This is a genomic window from Halalkalibacterium halodurans (assembly GCF_005671335.1).
Lineage (GTDB): Bacteria > Bacillota > Bacilli > Bacillales > Bacillaceae_D > Halalkalibacterium > Halalkalibacterium halodurans.
Genome location: NZ_CP040441.1, coordinates 3634449 through 3656765, shown reverse-complemented (window position 1 = coordinate 3656765; position 22317 = coordinate 3634449). Strand labels below are relative to the sequence as shown.

The window sequence follows — 22317 nt, the reverse complement described above, 5'->3', positions numbered from 1 at the left end:
GGAGGAAGTCCGTGGCAGAGTTATATATTTTTGATCAAGATGATAAATTATTAACCATCATTAATGAAGAAACAGGGCTACTCAGTACCCAGTTTCGCGAAGAACTGAACCATATTCCTGACACACCTTTTGTCTTTTCAGTCGAAGCTGATATCCCTAAAGCAAAATATATTGTTGAAGAAAATCAGGTCGTCTTTCGTGATACGGAGGGCGACTTGAGACTTTTTAGAATCAAAGAAATTGACGATCAGGACAACATCGACGGCCCTGTCACAACAGCAACTTGTGAGCCTGCCTGCATGGAGCTCAATGATCATATTATTGTTGATCGTAGGTTTGTAGATAAGCAAGCACAAGAAGCGATAGATGCTGCCCTTGAAGGCACCAGATGGACAGGAACGGTAGAAGTTGAACTAAGCACAGCTACCACAAACTTTTACTATATCAGCTCAATTGAAGGCATCTGGAACATATTGCAGGTTTGGGGCGGCGATTTTAAGGATGTAGTCACATTCGATAGCCAAAACAATATTACGTCACGACAAATCAGGATCAAACAACGCTTAGGTGCCGATCATGGCAAGAGATTTGAGATCGACCATAACACGACTGAGATTGGTCGCACGGTCTTGTCATACCCTGTCACAGCTTTGTATGGACGTGGCGCATCTTTGCCTATTGAGGATGACGAGGGCGAGCACACAGGTGGATACACTCGTTATATTGATTTTGCTGATGTTGTGTGGAGTAAAGCAAATGGCGATCCTGTTGACAAGCCTAAAGGCCAGCGCTGGGTGGGGGATCCAAACGCACTCAAACAGTACGGTTATTTACAAAATGGTAAAAGGTTACACCGTTATGGTATTTGGCAGAACCAAGACATCGAAGATCCTGCCGAGTTGCTAAGGGCTACATGGGAGCAGTTAGAAACGGCTCAAAAGCCAGAAGTTAACTATAGGCTGTCAGTAGACTTGTTTGATCAAAAAGTGAGCTTAGGCGACACAGCCCGTGCCATCGATCGGCAGTTTGCCAGACCAATAGAAATACAGGCTCGTGTGGTCGCCGTTGAGTACGATCTGCTAGACGTAGAGGGTACGATGGTCGTTGAGATGGGACAGCTCCTTAACCTTGATGATGATCGCCTTGATCGGGTGATAGAGACGATCAATCGCAATCAAGGAAAGTGGGACAGTGGTGGCACGATTACAAGAGGCAGGTTTCCTGATATTAAGCCATCAAAGCCAGCCAACTTACGAGCAGAAGGCGGCTTTGAAGCGATCCAATTGTATTGGGATTACGCGGATGAGCTTTACATTGATAATTACGAGGTTTACGGTTCGCAAGTTAAGGATTTTGTGCCGGACAGCCAGCACTTGTTGTGGAGAGGAAAAGTATCTGCCTTTGCCCATTGGGTTGAGCGGGATCAGGTGTGGTATTACCGAGTGAGAGCTGTTAACTATCACGGCCGCCCATCCGATTGGTCGGATCAAGTATCCGCATCCACTCACCGCGTCATTAGCGATGACATTTTATTTGGTCCCGACCTTGCGGAGAGGTTAAGAGAATTAAACCGTATCAGTGACATTATCGGCGTAGAAGGGGTAAGGTTTGAAAACATTTCTCAACATGCCCGTGATCTATTAGAGCAAGAAGCACGCCGGTACACCGATACGGAAATAAGGGCGGTAGAGGAGCAAATTAACGCAGAGCTTGCTGAAAAAGCGGGGCTAGACTACGTTAACGGTAAATTTTCGTTTATCGATTACGATATTGATCTGATAAATAGCAACATCGCGCAGATTAATGTAAATGTGGATAGTATATCAACGCGAGTGTCGTCATTGCAGTCAAGTTTTGACGGGTTGGAGATCGGCGGACGGAATCTTCTAAGAAATAGCGGGTTTGAAGAGGGAACAGACCATTGGAGTGTCACTGGAAACATTAATATTCCCATTACTGATGGGTATATAGGATTAAAAGGGGCGGTTAACGAAAGACGAAATTATGATGGGAATGATCGACGTTTTTTAAGACAAACCAACACTAGCAATTTAGTTTTACTTGCTGGAGAAACATATACACTCTCAGGTTGGTTTTATATTGACTCATCGGTAACTTTTGACTCTACGAATAGTTCCATATTTGTTCGAAAGTATCAAGCAGGTAGTTCAGGCACATTCCATGACCTGATTAATGTTCCAGTAAGATTGGTAGATTATGATTATGACACTTGGCATTACTTTGAGAGCACAGGGACGGTTCGTGAAGATTATTCAGGGATGGAACAAATAGCTTTTGCTCTAGGAAAAAACGGTAGAGTCATCATAAGTGGATGGAAATTGGAAAAGGGGAATAAAGCTACAGACTGGACACCAGCCCCAGAAGACACCATTGATCGGTTAGTGAAAGCAGAAACGCGCATTGATCAAAATGCTCATGCTATTAGCCTAAAGGCGGAGAAAACACAAGTAGACGCGATTGAAGGCGAGATTACCAACGTTGCGTACGATCTAAGTCAGTTAACCATAGGTGTAAACGGGATACAGTCACAAGTATTGTCGTTGAGATCGGACTTAGATAACTTAGAGATCGGTGGGCGTAACTACATCCGAAACAGTGAGGGAAATGGATGGATAGCCATCCGCGCAGGTGTAAGTAGCGACATCACAACTGGCGTTAAAGTCGAGGAATGGGGAGCGTCTAACGCTGTACGTATGCGTCTTTGGGGAGTGCCGTCTACTTCGCAAGTTGTCAAAGCGACCGGACGGATTGATGGCGGTGTATCCGGCGAGACATACACCTTTTCACAATGGATTTGGAATGTAGGCTCAAATCCAATGAGAATAAACATAAATGGCTTGAATGGAGTAGGCTCGGAAACAATAGCACCGGGTGAAATGAAGCGTGTCGTGCACACGGGGACGTGGCGTTTCCACGAAACCGCATCGCATTGGATTCAGGCGCAGTACAGCACGATGCCGAACCAAGAAGAAGACGAAATTGAGTTTGTTATTTGGCGGGCTCAACTCGAAAAGGGAAATCATGCTTCAGACTGGTCCCCCGCTCCCGAAGATGCAGAAGCTCGTATTACCCGCGCTGAAACGCTCATCGATCAAAACGCGCAACAGATTGCGCTTAGGGCGACGAAAACGGAAGTAAACTCCTTAGCTGGCCGCATGACACAAGCCGAGGCGGAATTGGTGGTATTAGCGGACGAAATAAACCTCAAAGTTGATGTGGATGGCATTGTATCAGCTATTAACTTGTCGCAAGAGGGCATTCGCATTAAGGGGAGCTTGATCCACCTTGACGGATTAACACTGATCGACAGTGGGATCATCAAAACCGCACACATTGACAACGCTGCTATTACAAGAGCCAAACTAGATACAGCTGTTATTGGGACAGCACAGATTGAGGATCTGGCTGTCACATCTGCCAAGATTGCAAGTGTCAACGCTGACAAAATTAATGCTGCCAGTCTATCAGCAATCTCAGCTAACTTGGGTACTGTGACGGCGGGTATTTTAAGGTCGAATAATAACACAACAACGTTTAACTTAAACACAGGAAATCTGAGCATGACAAATGCAGATTTTACACTAGGTAATGGAGCTAAAATAGTTTTCACTAACGTCGGTAACACGATCTCTTTCAGCCAACTCGGACCTAACAACTTTTATCGGACCGCCGGGTTAGGTATAGGGTCGGCTTTAGGTGGAGATGTCCCTTTTGCGTATCTAGGTACAACACCAGGGGGGTCGCTAGATAGCTTACATGATAGTTTCACCGGATTTATTACAAACACCGCTTACCGTATTAGCAATAACAACTCGTCCAACTCTGTTGTGGGTAATAGGTTCAGGATTCGAGATATGGCATATGATAAGGGGCTTGTGTTTGATTGGTTCGGCACGCCAACTATCACTCTAATCAATGGTTCTACTCACAATTATGAGCTAGGCAGCCAAAACGGCAGGTTTAATCGATTCTTTTGTGATGAGATTCGTGGAGCCCAAGCGTTCAACATAAGAAACTATTTTAACGGGCTAAGCGGCTGGTTAATCGAAACTAATTACAGTGGAGGTGGTAGCGACATTACGTTTAGGGGGTTAAATGGTGGATCGTATAACTATCAGATCGGCGGTAGTGCAGATAATCACAGGATACGTAACATTTATCTCAGAAACAGCCCGGATGTTCGGTCGGACGAAAGGTTAAAAGAAGATATAACGAATAACCCGCTTGGTTTAAGTTTTATTCGTAGTGTGGAGACAAAACGATTTAGATTAAAGCATTCACCTGCTGATCAATCAAAAAATCTATTACAGTTTGGGGTTGTAGCTCAACAGCTTATACAAACACTCGAAGATGAGGATTTAGAGCTAGAAGAGTACAGCATTATAAGCAGGGGCGAAGACGGCATGTACGGTGTCCAGTATGAACAGCTTATCGCGCCTACAATAAAAGCCGTGCAAGAGCTAGATACAAAACTAGAAAATGAAGTGAATTGGCTCAAAGTTGAGAACCAGCTATTACGAGTTGAAATAAAACAATTAAAGGAGAAGATAGCATGATCAAAATTCCAAACAAACATCTAAAAGACGTGTCAGAGTTTTTGCGAAAGCTATCCCTAAAAGGCAAAAAATCCGTTCACCGTATGCGTATTGTTAAGGTTTTGGAAGAACAAAACAAAAAGCTTGGAGAAGAGGAGGTGGAGCTTTTAAAGGAATACGTTGAAACAGATGAAAAGGGCGAATTTATATATGAAAATGAAAAACTCAAATTTAAGAACGATGCCAGAGAGTTTAAAAAACAGCAGGAGGAACTGTATAACGAAGATTTCGTTATCAATGACAAGAATTTAGAAAGTGCCCTCAAAACGTTGGAAGAAATCGTGAACGACTATAACAAAGAACTATCCGAAAAAGATGCAGAAGCTCATTTTGTCCTAGTCGAAGCTTTTGAGAGAGGAGCCGAGTAATGGTGGGACTTATCGAAAAATTAGAAATCAGAGTTAGTGGCACTCGGTTTTTGGATAATGGAAACGTAAGAGTTGAGTTTCGAGGGTTGGATGCAAAAGGAGAAATCAATTTAAGTGGATTTACACCTGATGTAACAAAGGAAGAGTTTTTTGCTTGCTCGTCCGAAACTGACCTGCAAGAGGTAGTTAGACAAAAGATCATTGCACGTCTCGAAAGTCAGGATGATGAAAATACAGAAGAGCCAGAGGAAGGAGCCGAGTAAGGCTTTTTTATTTTGTTTGAAATGAGCCGACTGTGATGGTTGGCTCATTTAATTTTGTTGAAAAGTAGGTGATGTTTTGTCTATCGAATTTGGCGTTTTAGTTGCTATCGGTGGTTTGGTGATAAGTTATTTGGCTTATCAGTTTAACCGCACAAAAGATGTTAAGTCAGATGCTACAGAATCGGCTGTCGTGCGTACAAAACTTGATGCAATTGGTCAAGGTGTTGAGAGCATTAGGATTGATCTAAAGGCTAATGAAATGAGGATGTCAGAGATTTCAGAGCGGGTAACAAGGGTTGAAGAATCAACAAAGTCCGCACATCGGCGAATTGACCAATTAAAAGGAGAGGGTAAAAAATGATGTTCGATACAGGAAGCATTGCACGGTTTTTTGGTTTGATTGCTGCACTATTGGCGTATTTCGGGGTTAATGTGCCGGGGGATTTAACAGAGGCGGTTACTAGTTTTGTGGTTGCCGCTCTAGCAGTTTACGCTGCATGGAAAAACAACTATATCAGCAAAAAAGGGCATGAACAAAAGAAAGTTTTAGAGGAAGCTGGTCTAAAGAAAGGGAAGATCGAGTAATGGGATATAGATTCGAGAAACTTTCACAGTTATCCGATCAACGGAACCGATTAAGAAAAAAGGGGAATTATTCAAAACGTACACAGCCTATCACTGTTCGTGCTTGGCATCATTCTTTGACTAAAAAACATTCTGCAGGTTCGACCGCTGCCGGATTTGCAAATTATCATGTGGGGTCTTTAGGATGGCCTGGTATTGGCTATACGTTTGTGATCGAACCACAAAATATAGTAAATACACCAAACGGTAAGCGGGCAAGAATTGTATATTGCCATGACATTGATCGTCGTACTTATCATGTTGGTAACAGCAACTCATTTGCATTAGGTATTTGTGTTGCAGGCGACTATCGAACTGAACAGCTAGATCAACCGACCTTAGCGTCAATTGCAGATTTACACTCGGCGTTAGTAGCCGACAAGATCGGAAGTAGTGACAAATCACACCACGAATTTCCGGGATACGCTTGGAAACAGTGTTGCACATTTGATTATAAAAAGGCATTTAAGGCACAGTCGCCGTCTGATCAAACCAACACAAAACCTCCAGCCACTGTACTTTCAACGTACACGATTCAAGAAGGAGATACATTCTGGAGCATCGCCCATAAAAATAGCGCAACTGGAGTAACAGTGGAAGGTTTGATTAAAGCCAACCCTGGAGTTGATCCAACTAAACTTAAAGTTGGCCAAGTCATCAATTTTAATACAAAAGCTAGTAAGTCAAACAACGAACACAAACAACCCCAATCTGGTGCTTCTAAGGCTAAACCAAGTAGTGACCCATATGTACGTAATATCCAACAGTTTGTAAACAGCTATGGATTCAGCATTGCGGTTGACGGGATCGCGGGACCGCAAACGATGAGAGGATTAGTTAAGGTGCTGCAAACCGAGCTCAATAAACAGTTTGGCCGAGGATTAAAGATAGATGGTATTCCTGGACCGCGAACACGGGCTGCACTCATCAATTTACAAGCAGGGACCCGTGGTAATCTTACCCGCGTGCTGCAAGCCATTCTCTATATTAGAGGGTTTAATCCAGGACCATTTGACGGGGTTTTCGGAGCTATGACTACCGCGGCTGTTCGGTCGTTTCAACGGGCTAGACGTTTAAGCGTGGATGGGATTGCGGGTCCTCAAACTTGGGGAGCGCTATTGGGATAACAAAAACTCCTCTCCGAAAATCTAATTAATCGGAGAGAGGAGTTTTTACTTTTTCTGAAGTATGAAATTGACCCTTATCAAACTTTTCTTGTCCAGAATACATTGGGTTAAAATATTTAAAGAACTCCCAGAAACCTCGTATCTCATTTCGGTTGTAGTTATAGTTGAATTTGAATATTACCCATAGGAAGTAACCAAAAATAAAAAGGAAAGCACACATAAGGGCAAGACTTAATGAACTTAAGGAAAAATTAAAATTAAAAACTGCCTTAAGTTCTTTTTCATAGTCGAAGAAATATTGGGTAATTCCTAATACAAATATGTAAGTTAGTATAAAGAAACCGATGACAACCAGGGGGTGTTTTTGAAAAGAATTATGGTTACATTTATCATTAGTCGAACACCCACAACTTCTTATATTAAAGTCGGTCAGTTTAGAGATACTATTTATAAGTAGAAAAAGCAATAAAAGCATTGCGCCAATTGACATGCTTCCGAAAACCATCAATTTCCCAGTAGAAACCTCCACTATGTTTCTAAAAATACTAGAACCAATTTCAAAACCACCGAAACTAGCAAAAATAATAGTGGTAAAAATCCCAAGCACCACGATAAATTCTGCGTAGAGCCTTGAACTGAAGTTTGATAGTTTTTCTTCTGTATCTTCCCATTTCTTTGTAGTTTGGCTCACGATTTGGTTAGTTGATTCTATTTTATCTGTCAGTTTTTTTTGATTTATGTGGAACCTAACACGCTCCTTATTAAAATGATCTATAACATTTGCTTGGATTTGTTCGTAGTACCTTTTTTGATTGATTGTAAGTTGAATATGGTCTTGCATCTTGTGGAGTTTTTTCTTTAGATCGTCGTCTTTTTCATGCTCAATTAGATACAGTAAATTCTCATCTAACATTTCAGCATCTTCCTCGTGAAACACAAAGAAAACAAGTTGGGTTAATTCTGCATAATAATGCCTTTGGTATTTACTATAAAGCGCCTTGAAACGAGAAAGATAGGACTCCCTGTCAAGAGAGTCCCGAGGGGTTTCTTTAGCTAAGTCATTTAATATATCAAGAAACGCCTGCTGACCCTGCTCCTTCATTTAATCCACCTCAATCAATAGTTCAGGATTAGCACGGAAATAATGACGCATCTCATCTTTATCGTATTCTAAATCTCTTACTCCTGATAAAATTTGATTTTCGTCCTTTTTCCATAATGTATGCTCATGCGTTTTATGAACTAAATCGTAAGGATCGGATGAGTTATATTTATCAAAAACATCTTTAATAATCTGTTTATCATTATCATCAATTCTTTCAATCACGTCATCATCATTAGGCTTAGAATTAATAAACTCCATTTTTTCAAAATCAAATAATACTTCACTTTTTGTAGGAATGTGAGTAATATTTCTTGAACCAAAAGTTTTATACTCGTGATAAACTTCAGGAACTACAGGACCGAGTTTCCATTTTTGCATTGAACCTTCGAAAAGAGGTTCATTACTTATGAGAGAATAATGGGCCTCAGCAAAGTAAAGTAATTTTTGCAATTTTAAATGTGAAAGAGGACTACCTTGTTGCAAAGCCAAATGGACAAAGTAGTTAGCGACATCGATAGCTTTATTATTTGGCATACGGTTTTACCCCCTTCTTCTTTAGTAACCATATTATATCATATAAAATGAAATTTGTTTTGTTTAGACTAATTTATCTGAATTTAATCTTAATTATCTCGATTTTTCTTTTAGTCATGCTCAATTAAACATCCTATGTGATTAAAGAATTTATTTTTTTATTTAAACACTATACAAAAGTTTATAGATTTGTTATAATATAATCAAGGAGGTGATGAAGTGGATGTGAAAGAGTTAATCGCTTTGATCGGGGTTTTAGCAGGAGCTTTTAAAGCCATCACGTCGGGCTTGAAGGACTTGCAAGAACTCAAGGAAAAGCAAAAACGGCGTCCTCGCCAAAGGAAACGCCGTTAACCACCACGGGAGGGGAAACCCTCCCTACTAAATAAAGTATAACACATCCACATCAAATTATGCTAAAACAGTTTGGATACACTAATGTAATGATATTAGTTTTGCTAGGGCTGTGTATTTATTTAGCGGTTGATTTCAATGACTTAGGAGTAATGGATTGGATCATCCTTTCATTAGCTGGACTTACTGTACTCATTCATTTGGCGAGAATTATTATGATTCTTAGTATGAAGAGAGATGAAAAGAAATGAAGTACATTTTAGAAAACAGAGAGCAGGTTGAGGAATTTATCAGGAATGAAGTCCTCACCACACAAGAAGCAATTGCTCTATTAGGCATTTCAAAAGGAAGAATGACGCAGCTCTTAAAAAGCGGAGCAGTTAAGCCGGTTAAAGAACTGCCAAGAGGGAGCCTGTTTCTAAGGCATGACATTGAAGAAAAGAAAAAAGAGCTTGAGCAGCTGCGCAAAAAATACCGCCCTTATGATGAATAGGGGCGGCCTTTATTTTATTACACTCCTCATCACCTTCAAGCGCCCATTTTCAAGCGATAACCATCCTCTTTCACATAAATCATCAACCATCTTACGGATCTCCTCTTCACTTCTTCCTGTACGCAGACTAATAACTGGAAGGGAAAGTGGCTTTCCTGCATTGATCATATGGAATAAAATAATCATCAATTTGCGTTCCGCGTCTGTTAAGTCTCTTGCTGTCTCCAAATTGCTCACCTCTAACTTAATTTTATGCGAATATTTGTTCGTATTCAAGGTAAAAAAGAACAGCATTTAGCTGCTCTTTTGTGGTAACGTTTTTGGTAACAAACTGCTTAAAATATTCACTAACTTTCTTTATAGGAGATTTGCAAAAACGCCTATAAATTAGGATATTCGCTAAAAAGTTAGTCTAGATAAAATGTAGTGACAAGATTCCCACCGTCTCCATCGAATTCAACAAAATGGTACGGAACATACTATAAAGCATAAGTTGCCGTTGAGGTTAACTTATGCTTTATTTTTTGTCCATACCCCTCCTGAAGGAGCAACATTTTCCTCATGAGGGGTTTTAGTTTGCACTTAAACGATCAGAATAACTATTTTGCTTTAGAAAAAATAGAGCAAAAATGGTTAAGACCGAATGTTTGTTTGCTGTTATAGTGGATGTAGGGTAGGTGAAGGGGAATGGATTATGTGGTTTGTATCCAACGAACGCTTGATTACATTGAAGAAAACCTTCAGGAACAAATGACTCTGGAGCAATTAGCAAAGATCGCTTGCTTTTCACCGTTTCATTATCATCGTGTCTTCCAGGCAATAGTGGGAGAATCTGTGATGTATTATATTAGAAAGCGAAGGCTGACTTGTGCAGCAGAACGCTTATTCTATACAGATGAAAAGGTGATAACGATTGCAATTGAGGTTGGGTTTCAATACCAAGAGTCGTTTAATCGGGCGTTCAAGAAGATCTATGGCGTTTCACCGAGACAATACCGAAACGCAAAAAGAATATCCGGCCCCCTTCGTGGAAAAGCCTGTCTCGATAAAAAACTTTGGCTAGGAGGTCATAAGATGGAACCGAAATTTGTCACGAAACCTGCTTTTCACATCATTGGATACGAACTTAAAACGAAAAATGCAGACGGTCAAAACAATAAAGACATTCCTGAATTTTGGCAGCATTATTTGAAAAATAAATTAGGCTGCACTATTCCGAATCCGCTACACAAACATGTGGAACTCGGCATTTGCACGGAGTTTAATCCTGAGACAGGTGAGTTCGTGTATGTAATCGGAATGGAAGTAGAGAAGGGAACAAAAGCACCTGAAGGGATGGTGTATAAAAGTTTTCCCGAACTGGAGTATGCAGTGTTCACTACACCGAAGGCAAATGAGGAATCGTTTACTTCTTCCATTCAGTCCACATGGAATTATATTTTTACAGAATGGTTTCCACAATCGGATTATGAACACAATGGAGTAGTGGAATTCGAGCTGTATGACGAAAGGTGCCATGGAACAGAGAACATAGAGATGGACATCTACATCCCTGTAAAAAAAACGAAGCGGTGAGAAATAAGAGCTATTATCTTATTAGGCTCAACTTAACGGATTGTTGACAACAGTTGCAGAAACACCCGATTATTTTTACTTACCCACCTGCGATGCAGAAGAAGGATCTAAAACGGTTATCATAGACAGCTTAGCAAAAATAGCCTATCCGACAGATGAGGAATTAAAAGATTATTTATTTAGCTACGACGGAAAAATTAAAAATTGACCGATGCTGATAAGAGATTGGCCAGAATGATGTTATAGCTAGCCATTTATTTTGAAGAGCGGCTTACGTGGGGGCTTTCGGTCTAGTACGGATTGGTTTTCTGCTTGACATGGAGCCTTGGGGGGCATGATTACTAGCGACATAACGGTCTGCTAAGTCTAGCATGCCCACATCTCCACGTAAAGCCTTCTTCGTTTATTTGGAGCAATTCTCATTTGCACAAAAGAATCTATACTCTCAATTTATACTGCTTTAGACGTATCTGACACGACCTTTCCGTCCTCCAACTGGATGATTCTATCACAATAATCCGCAACAAAAGGATCATGAGTAACAATGATCACTGTTTTTCCTTCCTTGTGTAGTTTGTTTAATATTTCCATAATTTCTTTTGATGTCTTTTGGTCCAATGCTCCTGTCGGTTCATCTGCCAAAATTAACCTTGGTTCATTAATTAATGCTCTACCAATGGCGACACGCTGTTTTTGTCCACCAGACAACAGGGCTGTTCTTTCTTTTTCCTTATGAGCTATCCCAAGTTTGGAAAGTAATTCTTCTATCTTTTGTTGGCGCTCTTTCTTCTTTTTATTTCCTCTCACATACATTAACGGCAACATTACATTTTGTTTCACCGTATAATGTTCTACCAATGCAAAGTCCTGTAATACAAACCCAATCATTTCATTACGTAGTAGTGCTTTTTTCGTTTTATTATACTGACTAACATCTTCCCCTGTTAGCGAATACTTGCCACTCGTTGGATCATCTAAGCAGCCAAGGATATTTAACAATGTCGTTTTGCCAGAACCAGATGTTCCAGTGATCGCTACAAACTCTCCTTCCTTAATAGATAGCGACACATTATTTAGCGCCTGAAACGAAACAGCGTTCGTATTAAATGTTTTTGTTATCCCTTCTAACTGAATCATCTGTTTTTCCACCTCAACACTGTACTTAGTCCCAATCGCTGTATTTTTACAAGTGGGATGATCACTACTATAGTTCCTAAAAGTATGCTTGCTAATAGTGTAATAAAAGTTGACAACACGGATGTGTCTATAAAGAAGCTAGCCATATTACCAATAATAATAAAAGGTAATGTATGGAAAATTATTCGCGTCATGACATGCTTATTTTCAGCTCCGGTGAGATAATGTACACCGAATTCATATTGATTTTTATCAATAAATTGTAAAAGAGAAACGATTAATGAAATCAGCGTGAACAATGTCACTAATGACAACAGAAACAATTGCATCTGGATCCATGTTTGTTTATCTTTAATAACATGCTTTACTTGTTCACTTAAACGTTTATATACCAACGTATAGGTTTCCAATTGAGCAGCATAATCAATAATTTCCCTCATCATTGATTCATCTTGTGGGACAATATACGCACTTGGGATGATTTCATCAAAGTCCGGTACACTTTGCAAGTTACTTTCATTAACCGGTAATAAAATCATTGAATCCAATCGATAAATTTCTCGAGAGGACATAATATTGATATATGTTGCCCCTTTTTCTAGGATTCCTATCACTTCATATTCATTGTCAAATACATCAGTGAAAGTCTCACCGACATTCCATATATGTGCAAAATGTTGACCAATAACGACCGGGGTGACCTCCGTTTTTTCGATGTAATCTTCTGTATTGAATCGTCGTCCTTCAGCAATATTCACTTCGAAATAGTTGAAAAATTCTTCTGATGTCAATACATACTCAACTTCACTTGAACCATCCTCATTGTTATAGAATACTCCCTTTATTCCGCGTAAATGAGGGTTTTCTAAAAACATGAAATTTGAATATAAAGTAAAAGCTGAAAAAGACTCGTTATGAAAAATATAGTTATACAACGCACGCATATCTGGAACTTTGCCATCATCATTTACAAGCCTCATAATATCGTCATTACTTGTCAAATCCATCAGCGCATAAATCTCTTTATCCTTTGACAATCGTGATACTTCCTCTTTCATTTGCTGTAAATCAAGAAAAGAAAGAACTGATAGATGAATCAAAACGAGGACAAGTGTTACCTGAATCAACAAAATGAGTGAATGCCACTTTTTTCGCCACAAATCTTTTAATGCTAATATAAATTGATTCTCTATCATGATGCTCCCTTTCTAATGATTCCTTTTTTTATTTGACTGAACCATGAGGCAATGATAAGTGTCGATGTACCAATTGTTAAGCAAAATGCGAGTGATGTCATAAGACCACGTCCATCAAATACAGTGACTACTTTGTCAAATGCATTAACTGAGACCAACAGAAGAGCGCATATAGCACCTATAGTAAAGCTTCCAGTCAGCACAATCAGGTATTCTCTGAGGAGCCACCACTGTATATCTTTAAACCGTGCACCAACCAAGTAACGAGCAAATATTTCATCGCGTCTAGAATCAATCCAAGCGGAAGTTATTCCAATTGTACTCATCCCAATGAAACTAATCGTGACAATCAATATGATGATGACTATGAATTGATCTTCTAGGACATATTCTATTCGCTCTTTCATTGTAGGCTGTAGCGGATTGATTTCAAATAATAACGCCGGTACTTCTTCCTGTAATGACATTAATGCCTGATTGACAGTATTCGGGGATAATCCATCAATGTTATACACTCCCGCTATATTTGTTGTTGGATCAAGTGAAATGAAAAATGACCTTTCTAATTCCATGACGTGGTTCTTAGGTGTAAATAGATCGATTACTTCATAGTCTTGATTGTTATAACGGAAGTATTTCTTCTCGCCTTTTTCAATTATATTGTGTTTCATTGCATGGTCTAGTACGGCAACAGGTTGATCTTCATAGGCTTGCATCCAATCTACTTTACTTACTGGTAGGTCACGTTGTTGTAAATAAAAGAACTTTCCATAGGCCATATCAACATCTTTATACAGTAAAAAAGGTTGATCACCTTGAGACATTAACTGTTCAATGAATTGATCGGTTGTTAGCAGTTCTTTATCGGCTTCTTCTAAGTAAATGGTAATTCGCAAACTGTCAGGGCTTAAGCCATCAGGTAATGTTGCTGTTTGTTCATACGAATCAATTAAAGAAGAAAAGGCTAGGCAAGAAAAAGTAGCAACAACGATATAGTAAGCAATAATATATAGAGACTTTTTTAGTAATGTCATGATTATCCTTCCTAATATATAGCGGTACCTGCTGCAACTGAAGCAGGTACCATACTAAAATCTTAGCAAGAAATTTACAAATTAAAAATAACGCCAACCATAATTGGCTTTCATTGTTTTAGCCGGGTTGTTTGTTTTAGTTATAGACCTGCTATATTCCTTATTTTCAGTTTTACTCTTGGCTGTAGATGTCCATTTCCTCCCAGAGTCATAATCCCCTTCCGTAATACGGACATACGATTGTTTCACGTGCTTACCCTTTTCCATACCATAACTATTATCTGTTTCCCAACTCGGGTTAAACCAAATCTTGGCCGTCTTTTTAAGTGTACCTGTTACATAAAAGCCATTATGTTTATGGCAGAATAAAAATGTAGGTTATGGCATTCCTTTTATGCAGGCCCCCCGCGGGGGGCCTGCATAAAAAAAGCCACTTGCTAACACCCCAAAAATTCAATACACTTCCTGTTGGACCCAATAATCTGGCAGGAGGTAGTTTTAGGAGATGTTACAAGTGGACGAAATTAAGTATATCAGAAATGAAGTTAACTCAAAAGGGTATTCGTACTCAGATGTTGCGAGAAGAACAAACACGGATTTCCGCACAGTCAAAAAGTATGCCGATATGGACAATTTCCAACCGGAAAAGAAGAAGAAGAAAGCTCAGCCGGCTCCAGTAATGGATCCAGTCAAAGACATAGTTGATCAATGGTTGAGAGAGGATATGAAGAAGAAAAAGAAGTATCGAAGGACTGCCAAACGTATTTGGCAATTACTTAAAGATGAAGTAAGTTTCAAAGGTTCAGAGCGAACTGTACGCGGGTATGTCTCCAAACGGAAAAAGGAGTTATTGGAAGAAAGCGATGACGCTGCTCTTCCGTTGGAATCCAAGCCAGGAGACGCTCAAGTAGATTTTGGGGAAGCCCCTTTTAAAGTAAAGGGAAAGGTTATAGACCTGCCGTATTTGGTGCTTTCTTTTCCATACAGTAACGCATTCTTAGTTCAGGTGTTTGAAGCTGAAAATCAGGAATGTTTCCTGGAGGGCTTAAAACGGTTCTTCCATCATCTGCAAGGAGTGCCAAAAAGGATTCGTTTTGATAATTTATCCCCCGCAGTAAAAAAGGTTTTACCACAAGGAAAACGCGAGCTTACTGAGGGTTTCAAGCGCTTCGCTTTGCACTACGGGTTTGAGTATGAATTTTGTAATCCGGGTGCCGGCAATGAAAAAGGACATGTAGAAGCGATGGTTAAATATGCGAGGAATAATTTCTTCCTTCCGGAACGAACGGTATATCAGCTGGATAATTTGAATGATCGGTTATGGGAGGAGGCAGAAAAGGATCGAAACCGTCCTCATTATGAAAAGAAACAAGAAATTGCCAGGCTGTTTGAAGAGGACAAAGAAGCGTTAATGTATTTACCGCCGGAAGAATACTCTTGTGTACGCTATGAAACTCTCAAAGCAGACAAGTACGGCTATATCTTAGTAGATACGAAAAGGTATTCTACTTCCCCGCGCTTTGCCAATCAAAAGGTATTGGCTGGCATCACTTATAACAGGATAGATATCCTTTCGGACAACTATGAAGTGATTGTGAGCCATGAACGACTGTATGGAGAAGAATCAAAGTCGATGAAATGGCAGCCTTATCTGTACCTAATGGCTAAAAGGCCGACGGCGCTAAAATATACAACTTTCTATGATCAACTGCCCTTTAAATGGCAAACTTATCTGGAGGAATGTACTCTGGAAGAAAAGAAAAAGGCGCTTCAGTTACTCTCAGACCTTCTTAAAGACCATAGTCTGGAGACAGCTACAGAGGCCCTGGAAATTGCATCCGAGCGATGTCATCCATCCACAGAAACAATAAAGCAAGTCTTTCATCAGCTCATTCATGGCAGAGGCTCCAGAGAGACAGTAAGGCTAAAAAGTACAGTTCCAGTAATGCCAATAGCTGAACGAGGTATGAATCAATACGATGTCTTCTTCCAGCAGGAAAGGAGGAAGGCCTAATGCAGGAACAGATCCAAGAATATGCCAAGCGCTTAAAGCTAAGCTGGATTCGAGAGAACTACCGAGAGGTAGAAGCGGCGAACACAGAAGAATATTTACTGAAGCTCTTTGAAAAAGAAATAGAACAGCGTGAAGAACGAAAAATTAATCTTTTGTTCAAGGCGGCAACCCTGCCGAACGTATCCGGCAAACCTTTTGACTGGAAGGATATTCAGCTGGGGCAGGGGTTAAGTCAACAATCTCTCCTGGACGGTGAATTTATTGAATCAAAAGAAAACATGGTGTTTTATGGCGGCGTTGGTGCAGGAAAAACCTACCTTTCCACCCTCATTGGCATGAATGCGATACAAAAATATGGGAAACGAGTAAAGTTTTATACCATTGCTTCTCTAGCCAATGAGTTATTAGAGGCGAATGACAAAGGAAATCTCAATAAGCTGTTTAAGAAAATCGAGAAGCTTGATCTTTTAATTCTGGATGAGCTGGGATATATACCGCTTCACAAACATGGGGCCGAGCTACTCTTCCAGGTCATCTCCTTGTGTTATGAAAAGCGGAGTATTATCATCACTACAAATCTGCAGTTTGGGCAATGGAATCATGTATTTGGCGACCCTATTTTAACGGAAGCCGTGGTAGATCGCCTGATTCACCACTCTCATTTAGTGATTTTCGGAGGAGATAGTAACCGAATGAAAGAGTCATTCCTTTTGAACAATATGTAAGGAATAAGTGTTATTAAGTGGCTGCAAAAAGGCTTGCCGTTTTATGCATTTTTCTCTTGCCAAATACAAGCCATTATGAGTTTTACTATCAACATACATTGCTCCTACCGTTCCTACGCCAAAAACTAGCCCAAAAGCTAGACCCCAAACTACTAAAGATTTTGTAACCTTTTTCATAGCTCTTATACTCCTTTGAATAGATTTCCTTTGCATATGTTTTGAGGGGTGAATGGGATTTAACCCCAATATATGGATAGCGATATCCATTATGTTGAAATTAACAATTACCATATTAATCTAATAAAATGAAATATCAACCATTTCGACAAAAATAGACAAAAACTAAACAGCATTAAAAAGCATCCATTCTCCAATCAAATATGCATATGACATCCGGCGAGGCTTTAAAAAATAGATTCATGTTGGATAAAATCATTATTTTGATAGTTGAGTATAAAAGAGTGGAACCTTTTTCTCCTGTTACTCGTAAAAAAATAAGACATTTTTACATAAGGTGGAATCTAGCGAAAATGTCGGATTGTACTTGAGATGGCTCTATTATGAATGCAATTTTATATCCGCATATTTGACCATCGCAAGCACAATAGGTTTACATTTTATTTGTTTAAGGAGGAGATTGGTTTGACGGTTGTGACGTTTCTTGCTTTTTTAATCCCCATTCTTGTGCTTGCAGCCATTGGCGGAGTGGTTTGGTGGTTCTGGATGAAGCTTCGCTACAAAACGGCGAGGTCGAACGAAGCGCTCATTATTGCAGGGCCGAAGTTAGGTGATCCAAAGAAGGAAACGAATATTTTTACGGATAATGAAGGGCGGTCCATTAAAATCATTCGTGGCGGAGGACACCTTCTTAAGATGCACCAAACGGCAACCCCTGTTGATTTAACATCGTTTCAATTAAAATTAACGACGCCACGTGTCTTTACAAATGGTGGTGTTCCGATCATTGCTGATGCGGTTGCGATGGTGACGGTATCCGATACGTTAAAAGGAATCGCCATTTATGCTGAGCAATTTTTAGGCAAGGAACAAAAGGAAATCGAAAGTGAAATCTCAGAAGTGCTGAATGCAAATTTACGCGCGATTTTATCGAAAATGACGGTGGAACAAATCAATGAAGATCGCGAAGGCTTTAACTTACAAGTGACCGAAGTGGCGCAAAAGCAATTAGATAGCATGGGCTTCAAAATTACGTCATTAGGGTTACAAGATTTACGAGATGCCGATAAAGAAAACGGTTATTTAGAAAATTTAGGTCGCCCACGTATTGCGGAAGTCCGCAAAAGGGCCGAAATTGCTGAGTCGAATAGTGATAAAGAAACTCGAATTCATAAAGCGAATAATGATAAAGAAGCGAAAGAACAAGAGTTTCAACGGAAAATTGAAATTGCTGCGGCGTTAAAGGAAAAAGACTTGAAAGACGCAGCGATTAAAGAAGAAACGGAACGGGCGAGAGCAAAAGCAGAACAATCCTATTTGTTAGAGAAAGCGAAGTTGGATAAAGAGGTACAAGAAGAGGAATTGCAGCTCCTTGCTCGGAAAAAAGAAGAAGAATTGCGTATTAAGCATCTTGAACGGGAACGCGCGGTAAAGCTAGAGGAAGAAGAAGCAAAAGTGCGTAGAGCAAAAGCAGATGCCGATTTCTATGAGACGACGAGAAAGGCGGAAGCAGACGCGGAAAAAGCTCGGATTGAAGGGGAAACGAAAGCAAGAATCAAGCGAGAAGAAGGTTTGGCAGAAGCGGAAGTTATCCGTAAACGCGGGGAAGCGGAAGCCGAAGCGAAGCGATTACTTGCGGAGGCGATTGCAAAACATGGTGAAGTCATTATCATTGAAAAGCTAATCGAAATGTTACCGCATTTTGCTGAATCGATTTCAAAACCTTTATCGAATATTGAATCGGTCAAAATTATCGATACAGGCAATGGAAACGGCGTATCCTCCTATAGCAAGAGCATTACGAACACGATGGCCCAAATCCAAGAGCCATTAAAAGAGTTAACAGGGCTTGATGTCTCTAAGCTGTTAACCGATCTTGTGAACCGAGGAAATACTCACACGGTCGTTCGCACAGAAGCTGTGCCAACTGATCATTACGAGAGTCCCGTAGCGGCATCAACGGAAACGGAAGAGCCAGTAGAAGATCAGCCGCTTGAGAACAGTGACAGTGAGGAAAAATAAATTTATAGGTGCTGGGACAAAACCCAGTTAATAAGAGTGGCACTCGGACGGTGAGTGCCACTCTTAAATTGTTTCAACTTCAGCTAATCGGGGGAAAGCGCCCCGATGGATCTACTTCTCTTGCTTTTCCCGCAGGTGTCTCATGATTTTGACCAATTAACATAGAAACGTCCGTCTAATTATGCGTATACACAAAAAAGATACCTTGACAGTATTCGTACTGAATATTCGGTAAAAGACCTTCTTTCCCGGAATACCTTAATGTGTGGATGACCAGGCCTTTCTCTTTTGCCAATTGGCTTATAATAATGATTCATGCTCAATAAAAAATTGATCTTTTTAGTGGAAGCTTATATGTTATTTTTTATCCTAATGATTTGAGCCGTGATATCCTTAAGGTGATAAATGATGCCGAGTAACTTAATAGTAATAACGTCAATCGGTCAACAATTTGACGACAAATTTGCGGTTCGTCCTCGGTCTGTCAAACTCACAAAAATAAACCCCTTGCCACGTGCCGAGGACGAGTCTTCCCTCGGAAATGATCAATGTTTGTGCATGTCCTACTGTGCTCGTTTTTAAATGAGCGGCGGTGTTTCCTTCCATATGGCGGTCGTTTTCGTGATGCCATGGATAGACTTCATCAAGACGCATGATCATATCCCGCTTGACATCAGGGTCCGCATTTTCGTTGACCGTAATGCCCGCTGTCGTATGCAATGAGGAAACAATCGCGACCCCGTTGGTTACACCCGTTTCGCGAATCCATGTTTCAATCTGTGACGTAATATCGACCATCTCATCTCGAGATTGGGTCGTAAGATGGAAGGTTTTCATCATAAGGACCACCCTTTCTAATCAAGTTCATATATTTAGATTTAGCAAATATGTGCCGTTCGATCAATGATTTTTTGGTGGGATTCTGTAGTATAATGGTGGAGGAGAGAGGAAGTAGTATGGAGAGAAAAGGGGGCGACAAATGGAAAGACAAGAGAAAAGAGGTCATGACCTTCTGACGTGGCTGAAACAGCATGGCACGCCCTATTACCAGATCGCTTCTTTTTATGTAGAAGAAAAAGAGATTCCCTTATTATTTGCAAAAATACTAATTGAATTAGATCGCCATTCGTCACAACCGTTTTCCCATGAGCAGCTTGTTAAGGCCATTTATCGGCATGTTCATCGGAAAAAGAAGGGGAGGATGGAAGCCGAATTAAAAGGGCTTACGAAAGATGTCATCGTTCTTTCCTATATCGCAAAGCTGCCCGTAGAGACGATTAGTCGAATGGTCAATGTTAAACGTGAACGAGTACTAAACGAAAAGTTCGCAGGTCTTGTGACGTTAGGCGCTCGGTCAGGGAAGGAACATGATTCGTGCTCGCTTTCGGGCCGGATTATGTTCGAATATATGGATGGACACTTAAATTTCCTTGAAAAACACAAGGTCAAAGAGCACTTAGCTTCATGCGGGTCGTGTCGTGAAAAGGAACGAGCGTTTAAACAGGCAATTGAAAGCTTTCAACGAGATGTCAGTACGCGGCAGCCATCTGATCAATTTTTTGAAGAGCTAGAGCAATGGATCGATTGGTACATGAGAAAAAAACAACGGGCTCGAAAAAGGCGACTGACGTTGGCGGGTGGTTTAGCCGCGGTTCTCCTCCTCGGTGTCGGTTTATCGATGACCCCTGCGGGTAGTGAGCGGCTTCATCAATGGTGGTCTATGTTCAAGGGGTATGCCATGTATGTGACCGCGGAGGACAGCGGGGTGCGCTTTGCCATCACCGATGTTGTGGCAGATGAAATGCAAACGTATCTCTATTACGAAGTGAAAAACGTGAAGGGAAACACAACATTGTTCCCAGAATATGGTCGACAGGTGATGTTTGAAAGTGAAAGTGGGCAGCTGAAGCCTCTTATTAAAAGAGGGGATAGCATGCGGATTGAACCATTGACATTTGATGAGAATGTAAGCACAGGAATTATTATTTTACCACCGATTCCTGAAAAGAAAGGTATGATTCATGTAGAGCTCCAGCGCCTGTATCCTGTCCAGCTAAAAGAGGAGAATCCAGTTGAGCAAGTTGGGGAATGGTCGGTTAGTGTCGAGGTGGAGCGTGAACCTGTTACGGTCGTCGATGTGAATGAGACATCAACTCTAGATGGATGGGAATTAACGTTAAAATCGTTAACCTTCGCACCGACAGCCACGATCGCTGATTTCGCGGTTCGTGATCCTGAATATCGGTTCGGATACGAGATTAGTTATTCCTTGCATGAGCTTATGATCAACGATAAATACCGTGTTCGTAATCAGAACAGCCTTTCGTTTCATATGAATACCGAGGGGGAGGAAACGCAGTTTAAAGTCGCTTTTCAACCGATGGAGCCTGTCGATGTGACATCTGTTGAACTGATCGACCCGACCGTCGTTGAGAATGTGGAATATTATCAAGAGATTCCGCTCGATTTTAACGGCCAGAATTACGCCACCGTTTACTATCTCGGTTCACCGATAACGTTTATTCGCGAGCGAAAAAATGGCGAATGGACCTTTCGTATGAGGGAGGATCGTTCCGCGGACCGGCCTTATGACGCCCTTCATTTCGTCCTTGAGACGGGGCAAGGTCAAGAGGTGTTTCCTTATGATTTTGAACAACAGTTTGTTTATGTGGATCGAGATGGATCAGTGGTAGAAAAAAACGGGCCTCATCTTTTAAGAATAGCAGGGCATCGCTACTTACCATATGAATCCACGTTTTCCTTATCCGATACAGAAGCGAATGGTACCCTTTTAATGAAAATTTACGGTCACCGTCAGACGAAGGTGATTAAAGGTGCAACCCGTTTTGAACTAAAAGAGGAATAAAAGCAAAGTCAGCCTGAATTATCCTTGGCTGACTTTTTGCATTCGGCGTTTTTAACGATCAAAATGGATTCTTCTTTATATTAAATG

Annotated in this window: 22 protein-coding genes; 14 read left to right on the top strand and 8 right to left on the bottom strand. The window is 40.6% G+C overall.

Features of this window, described 5'->3' with window-relative positions; genetic code table 11:
* Positions 1–11: 11 nt before the first annotated feature.
* The 6 genes from FED51_RS17885 (at position 12) to FED51_RS17860 (ending at position 6998) form a co-directional block, all read left to right on the top strand.
* On the top strand, positions 12–4577 hold the full coding sequence (locus tag FED51_RS17885; protein WP_175414337.1) for a phage tail spike protein: 4566 nt from the start codon (positions 12–14) through the stop codon (positions 4575–4577).
* Complete coding sequence (locus FED51_RS17880; RefSeq protein ID WP_138090815.1) at positions 4574–4984, top strand: hypothetical protein; 411 nt, start codon at positions 4574–4576, stop codon at positions 4982–4984. The genes FED51_RS17885 and FED51_RS17880 overlap by 4 nt, the downstream gene beginning before the upstream one ends.
* Positions 4984–5247, top strand: a complete 264-nt coding sequence (locus FED51_RS17875) for a hypothetical protein (RefSeq protein WP_138090812.1) — start codon at positions 4984–4986, stop codon at positions 5245–5247. The genes FED51_RS17880 and FED51_RS17875 overlap by 1 nt, the downstream gene beginning before the upstream one ends.
* A 76-nt stretch (positions 5248–5323) precedes the next feature.
* Positions 5324–5608: a hypothetical protein gene (locus FED51_RS17870; RefSeq protein ID WP_138090809.1), complete on the top strand. Its 285-nt coding sequence runs from the start codon at positions 5324–5326 to the stop codon at positions 5606–5608.
* Complete coding sequence (locus tag FED51_RS17865) at positions 5605–5832, top strand: phage holin (RefSeq protein ID WP_138090806.1); 228 nt, start codon at positions 5605–5607, stop codon at positions 5830–5832. Before FED51_RS17870 ends, FED51_RS17865 begins: the two co-directional genes overlap by 4 nt.
* Entirely contained in the window at positions 5832–6998 is a 1167-nt protein-coding gene (locus FED51_RS17860) for a peptidoglycan-binding protein (RefSeq protein ID WP_138090803.1), read from the top strand. The genes FED51_RS17865 and FED51_RS17860 overlap by 1 nt, the downstream gene beginning before the upstream one ends.
* Before the next feature lie 25 nt (positions 6999–7023).
* On the opposite strand, the gene FED51_RS17855 is transcribed toward FED51_RS17860, so the two are convergent.
* The gene (locus tag FED51_RS17855) at positions 7024–8100 is read right to left on the bottom strand and encodes a hypothetical protein (protein ID WP_138090800.1); all 1077 of its coding nucleotides are present in this window, start codon (positions 8098–8100) and stop codon (positions 7024–7026) included.
* The gene (locus FED51_RS17850; RefSeq protein WP_138090797.1) at positions 8101–8637 is read right to left on the bottom strand and encodes a Panacea domain-containing protein; all 537 of its coding nucleotides are present in this window, start codon (positions 8635–8637) and stop codon (positions 8101–8103) included. It lies immediately after the preceding gene.
* Between the two features lie 219 nt (positions 8638–8856).
* Here FED51_RS17850 and FED51_RS21635 point away from each other — a divergent pair, with 219 nt between their 5' ends.
* From FED51_RS21635 to FED51_RS17845, 3 genes are all read left to right on the top strand, one after another.
* Positions 8857–8991 carry a hypothetical protein gene (locus FED51_RS21635; protein WP_276403784.1) on the top strand — a complete coding sequence of 45 codons (135 nt, stop codon included), beginning with the start codon at positions 8857–8859 and terminating at the stop codon, positions 8989–8991.
* Between the two features lie 89 nt (positions 8992–9080).
* Positions 9081–9242: a hypothetical protein gene (locus FED51_RS21225; protein ID WP_175414336.1), complete on the top strand. Its 162-nt coding sequence runs from the start codon at positions 9081–9083 to the stop codon at positions 9240–9242.
* Complete coding sequence (locus FED51_RS17845) at positions 9239–9484, top strand: helix-turn-helix domain-containing protein (protein WP_138090794.1); 246 nt, start codon at positions 9239–9241, stop codon at positions 9482–9484. Before FED51_RS21225 ends, FED51_RS17845 begins: the two co-directional genes overlap by 4 nt.
* 9 nt (positions 9485–9493) lie before the next feature.
* Here FED51_RS17845 and FED51_RS17840 read toward each other — a convergent pair whose 3' ends face one another.
* The gene (locus FED51_RS17840) at positions 9494–9712 is read right to left on the bottom strand and encodes a hypothetical protein (protein WP_138090791.1); all 219 of its coding nucleotides are present in this window, start codon (positions 9710–9712) and stop codon (positions 9494–9496) included.
* A gap of 459 nt (positions 9713–10171) precedes the next feature.
* Here FED51_RS17840 and FED51_RS17835 point away from each other — a divergent pair, with 459 nt between their 5' ends.
* A complete protein-coding gene (locus tag FED51_RS17835; protein WP_053430313.1) occupies positions 10172–11059 on the top strand; it encodes an AraC family transcriptional regulator in 888 nt (295 codons plus the stop codon).
* A gap of 450 nt (positions 11060–11509) precedes the next feature.
* Here FED51_RS17835 and FED51_RS17830 read toward each other — a convergent pair whose 3' ends face one another.
* The 3 genes from FED51_RS17830 to FED51_RS17820 are packed head-to-tail and all read right to left on the bottom strand — an operon-like array spanning position 11510 to position 14426.
* A complete protein-coding gene (locus tag FED51_RS17830; RefSeq protein WP_010899635.1) occupies positions 11510–12196 on the bottom strand; it encodes an ABC transporter ATP-binding protein in 687 nt (228 codons plus the stop codon).
* Positions 12193–13392 carry an ABC transporter permease gene (locus tag FED51_RS17825; RefSeq protein WP_053430314.1) on the bottom strand — a complete coding sequence of 400 codons (1200 nt, stop codon included), beginning with the start codon at positions 13390–13392 and terminating at the stop codon, positions 12193–12195. Before FED51_RS17825 ends, FED51_RS17830 begins: the two co-directional genes overlap by 4 nt.
* Positions 13389–14426: an FtsX-like permease family protein gene (locus FED51_RS17820; RefSeq protein ID WP_053430315.1), complete on the bottom strand. Its 1038-nt coding sequence runs from the start codon at positions 14424–14426 to the stop codon at positions 13389–13391. The genes FED51_RS17825 and FED51_RS17820 overlap by 4 nt, the downstream gene beginning before the upstream one ends.
* 505 nt (positions 14427–14931) lie before the next feature.
* Between FED51_RS17820 and istA the strand changes: the two genes are divergently transcribed.
* Positions 14932–16440, top strand: coding sequence for an IS21 family transposase (istA, locus tag FED51_RS17815; protein WP_134230280.1), 1509 nt, complete (start codon positions 14932–14934; stop codon positions 16438–16440).
* Positions 16440–17165 carry an IS21-like element helper ATPase IstB gene (istB, locus tag FED51_RS17810; RefSeq protein WP_134229558.1) on the top strand — a complete coding sequence of 242 codons (726 nt, stop codon included), beginning with the start codon at positions 16440–16442 and terminating at the stop codon, positions 17163–17165. Before istA ends, istB begins: the two co-directional genes overlap by 1 nt.
* Here the strand turns inward: istB and FED51_RS17805 are convergent.
* Entirely contained in the window at positions 17142–17342 is a 201-nt protein-coding gene (locus FED51_RS17805; protein WP_138090788.1) for a hypothetical protein, read from the bottom strand. The two genes, istB and FED51_RS17805, sit on opposite strands and share 24 nt — an antisense overlap.
* A gap of 465 nt (positions 17343–17807) precedes the next feature.
* Between FED51_RS17805 and FED51_RS17800 the strand changes: the two genes are divergently transcribed.
* Positions 17808–19364, top strand: coding sequence for a flotillin family protein (locus FED51_RS17800; protein ID WP_053430317.1), 1557 nt, complete (start codon positions 17808–17810; stop codon positions 19362–19364).
* Between the two features lie 435 nt (positions 19365–19799).
* Here the strand turns inward: FED51_RS17800 and FED51_RS17795 are convergent, their stop codons facing one another.
* Positions 19800–20204, bottom strand: coding sequence for a secondary thiamine-phosphate synthase enzyme YjbQ (locus tag FED51_RS17795; RefSeq protein ID WP_053430318.1), 405 nt, complete (start codon positions 20202–20204; stop codon positions 19800–19802).
* 139 nt (positions 20205–20343) lie between these two features.
* Between FED51_RS17795 and FED51_RS17790 the strand changes: the two genes are divergently transcribed.
* On the top strand, positions 20344–22230 hold the full coding sequence (locus FED51_RS17790; protein WP_053430319.1) for a zf-HC2 domain-containing protein: 1887 nt from the start codon (positions 20344–20346) through the stop codon (positions 22228–22230).
* The last annotated feature ends 87 nt before the right edge of the window (positions 22231–22317 follow it).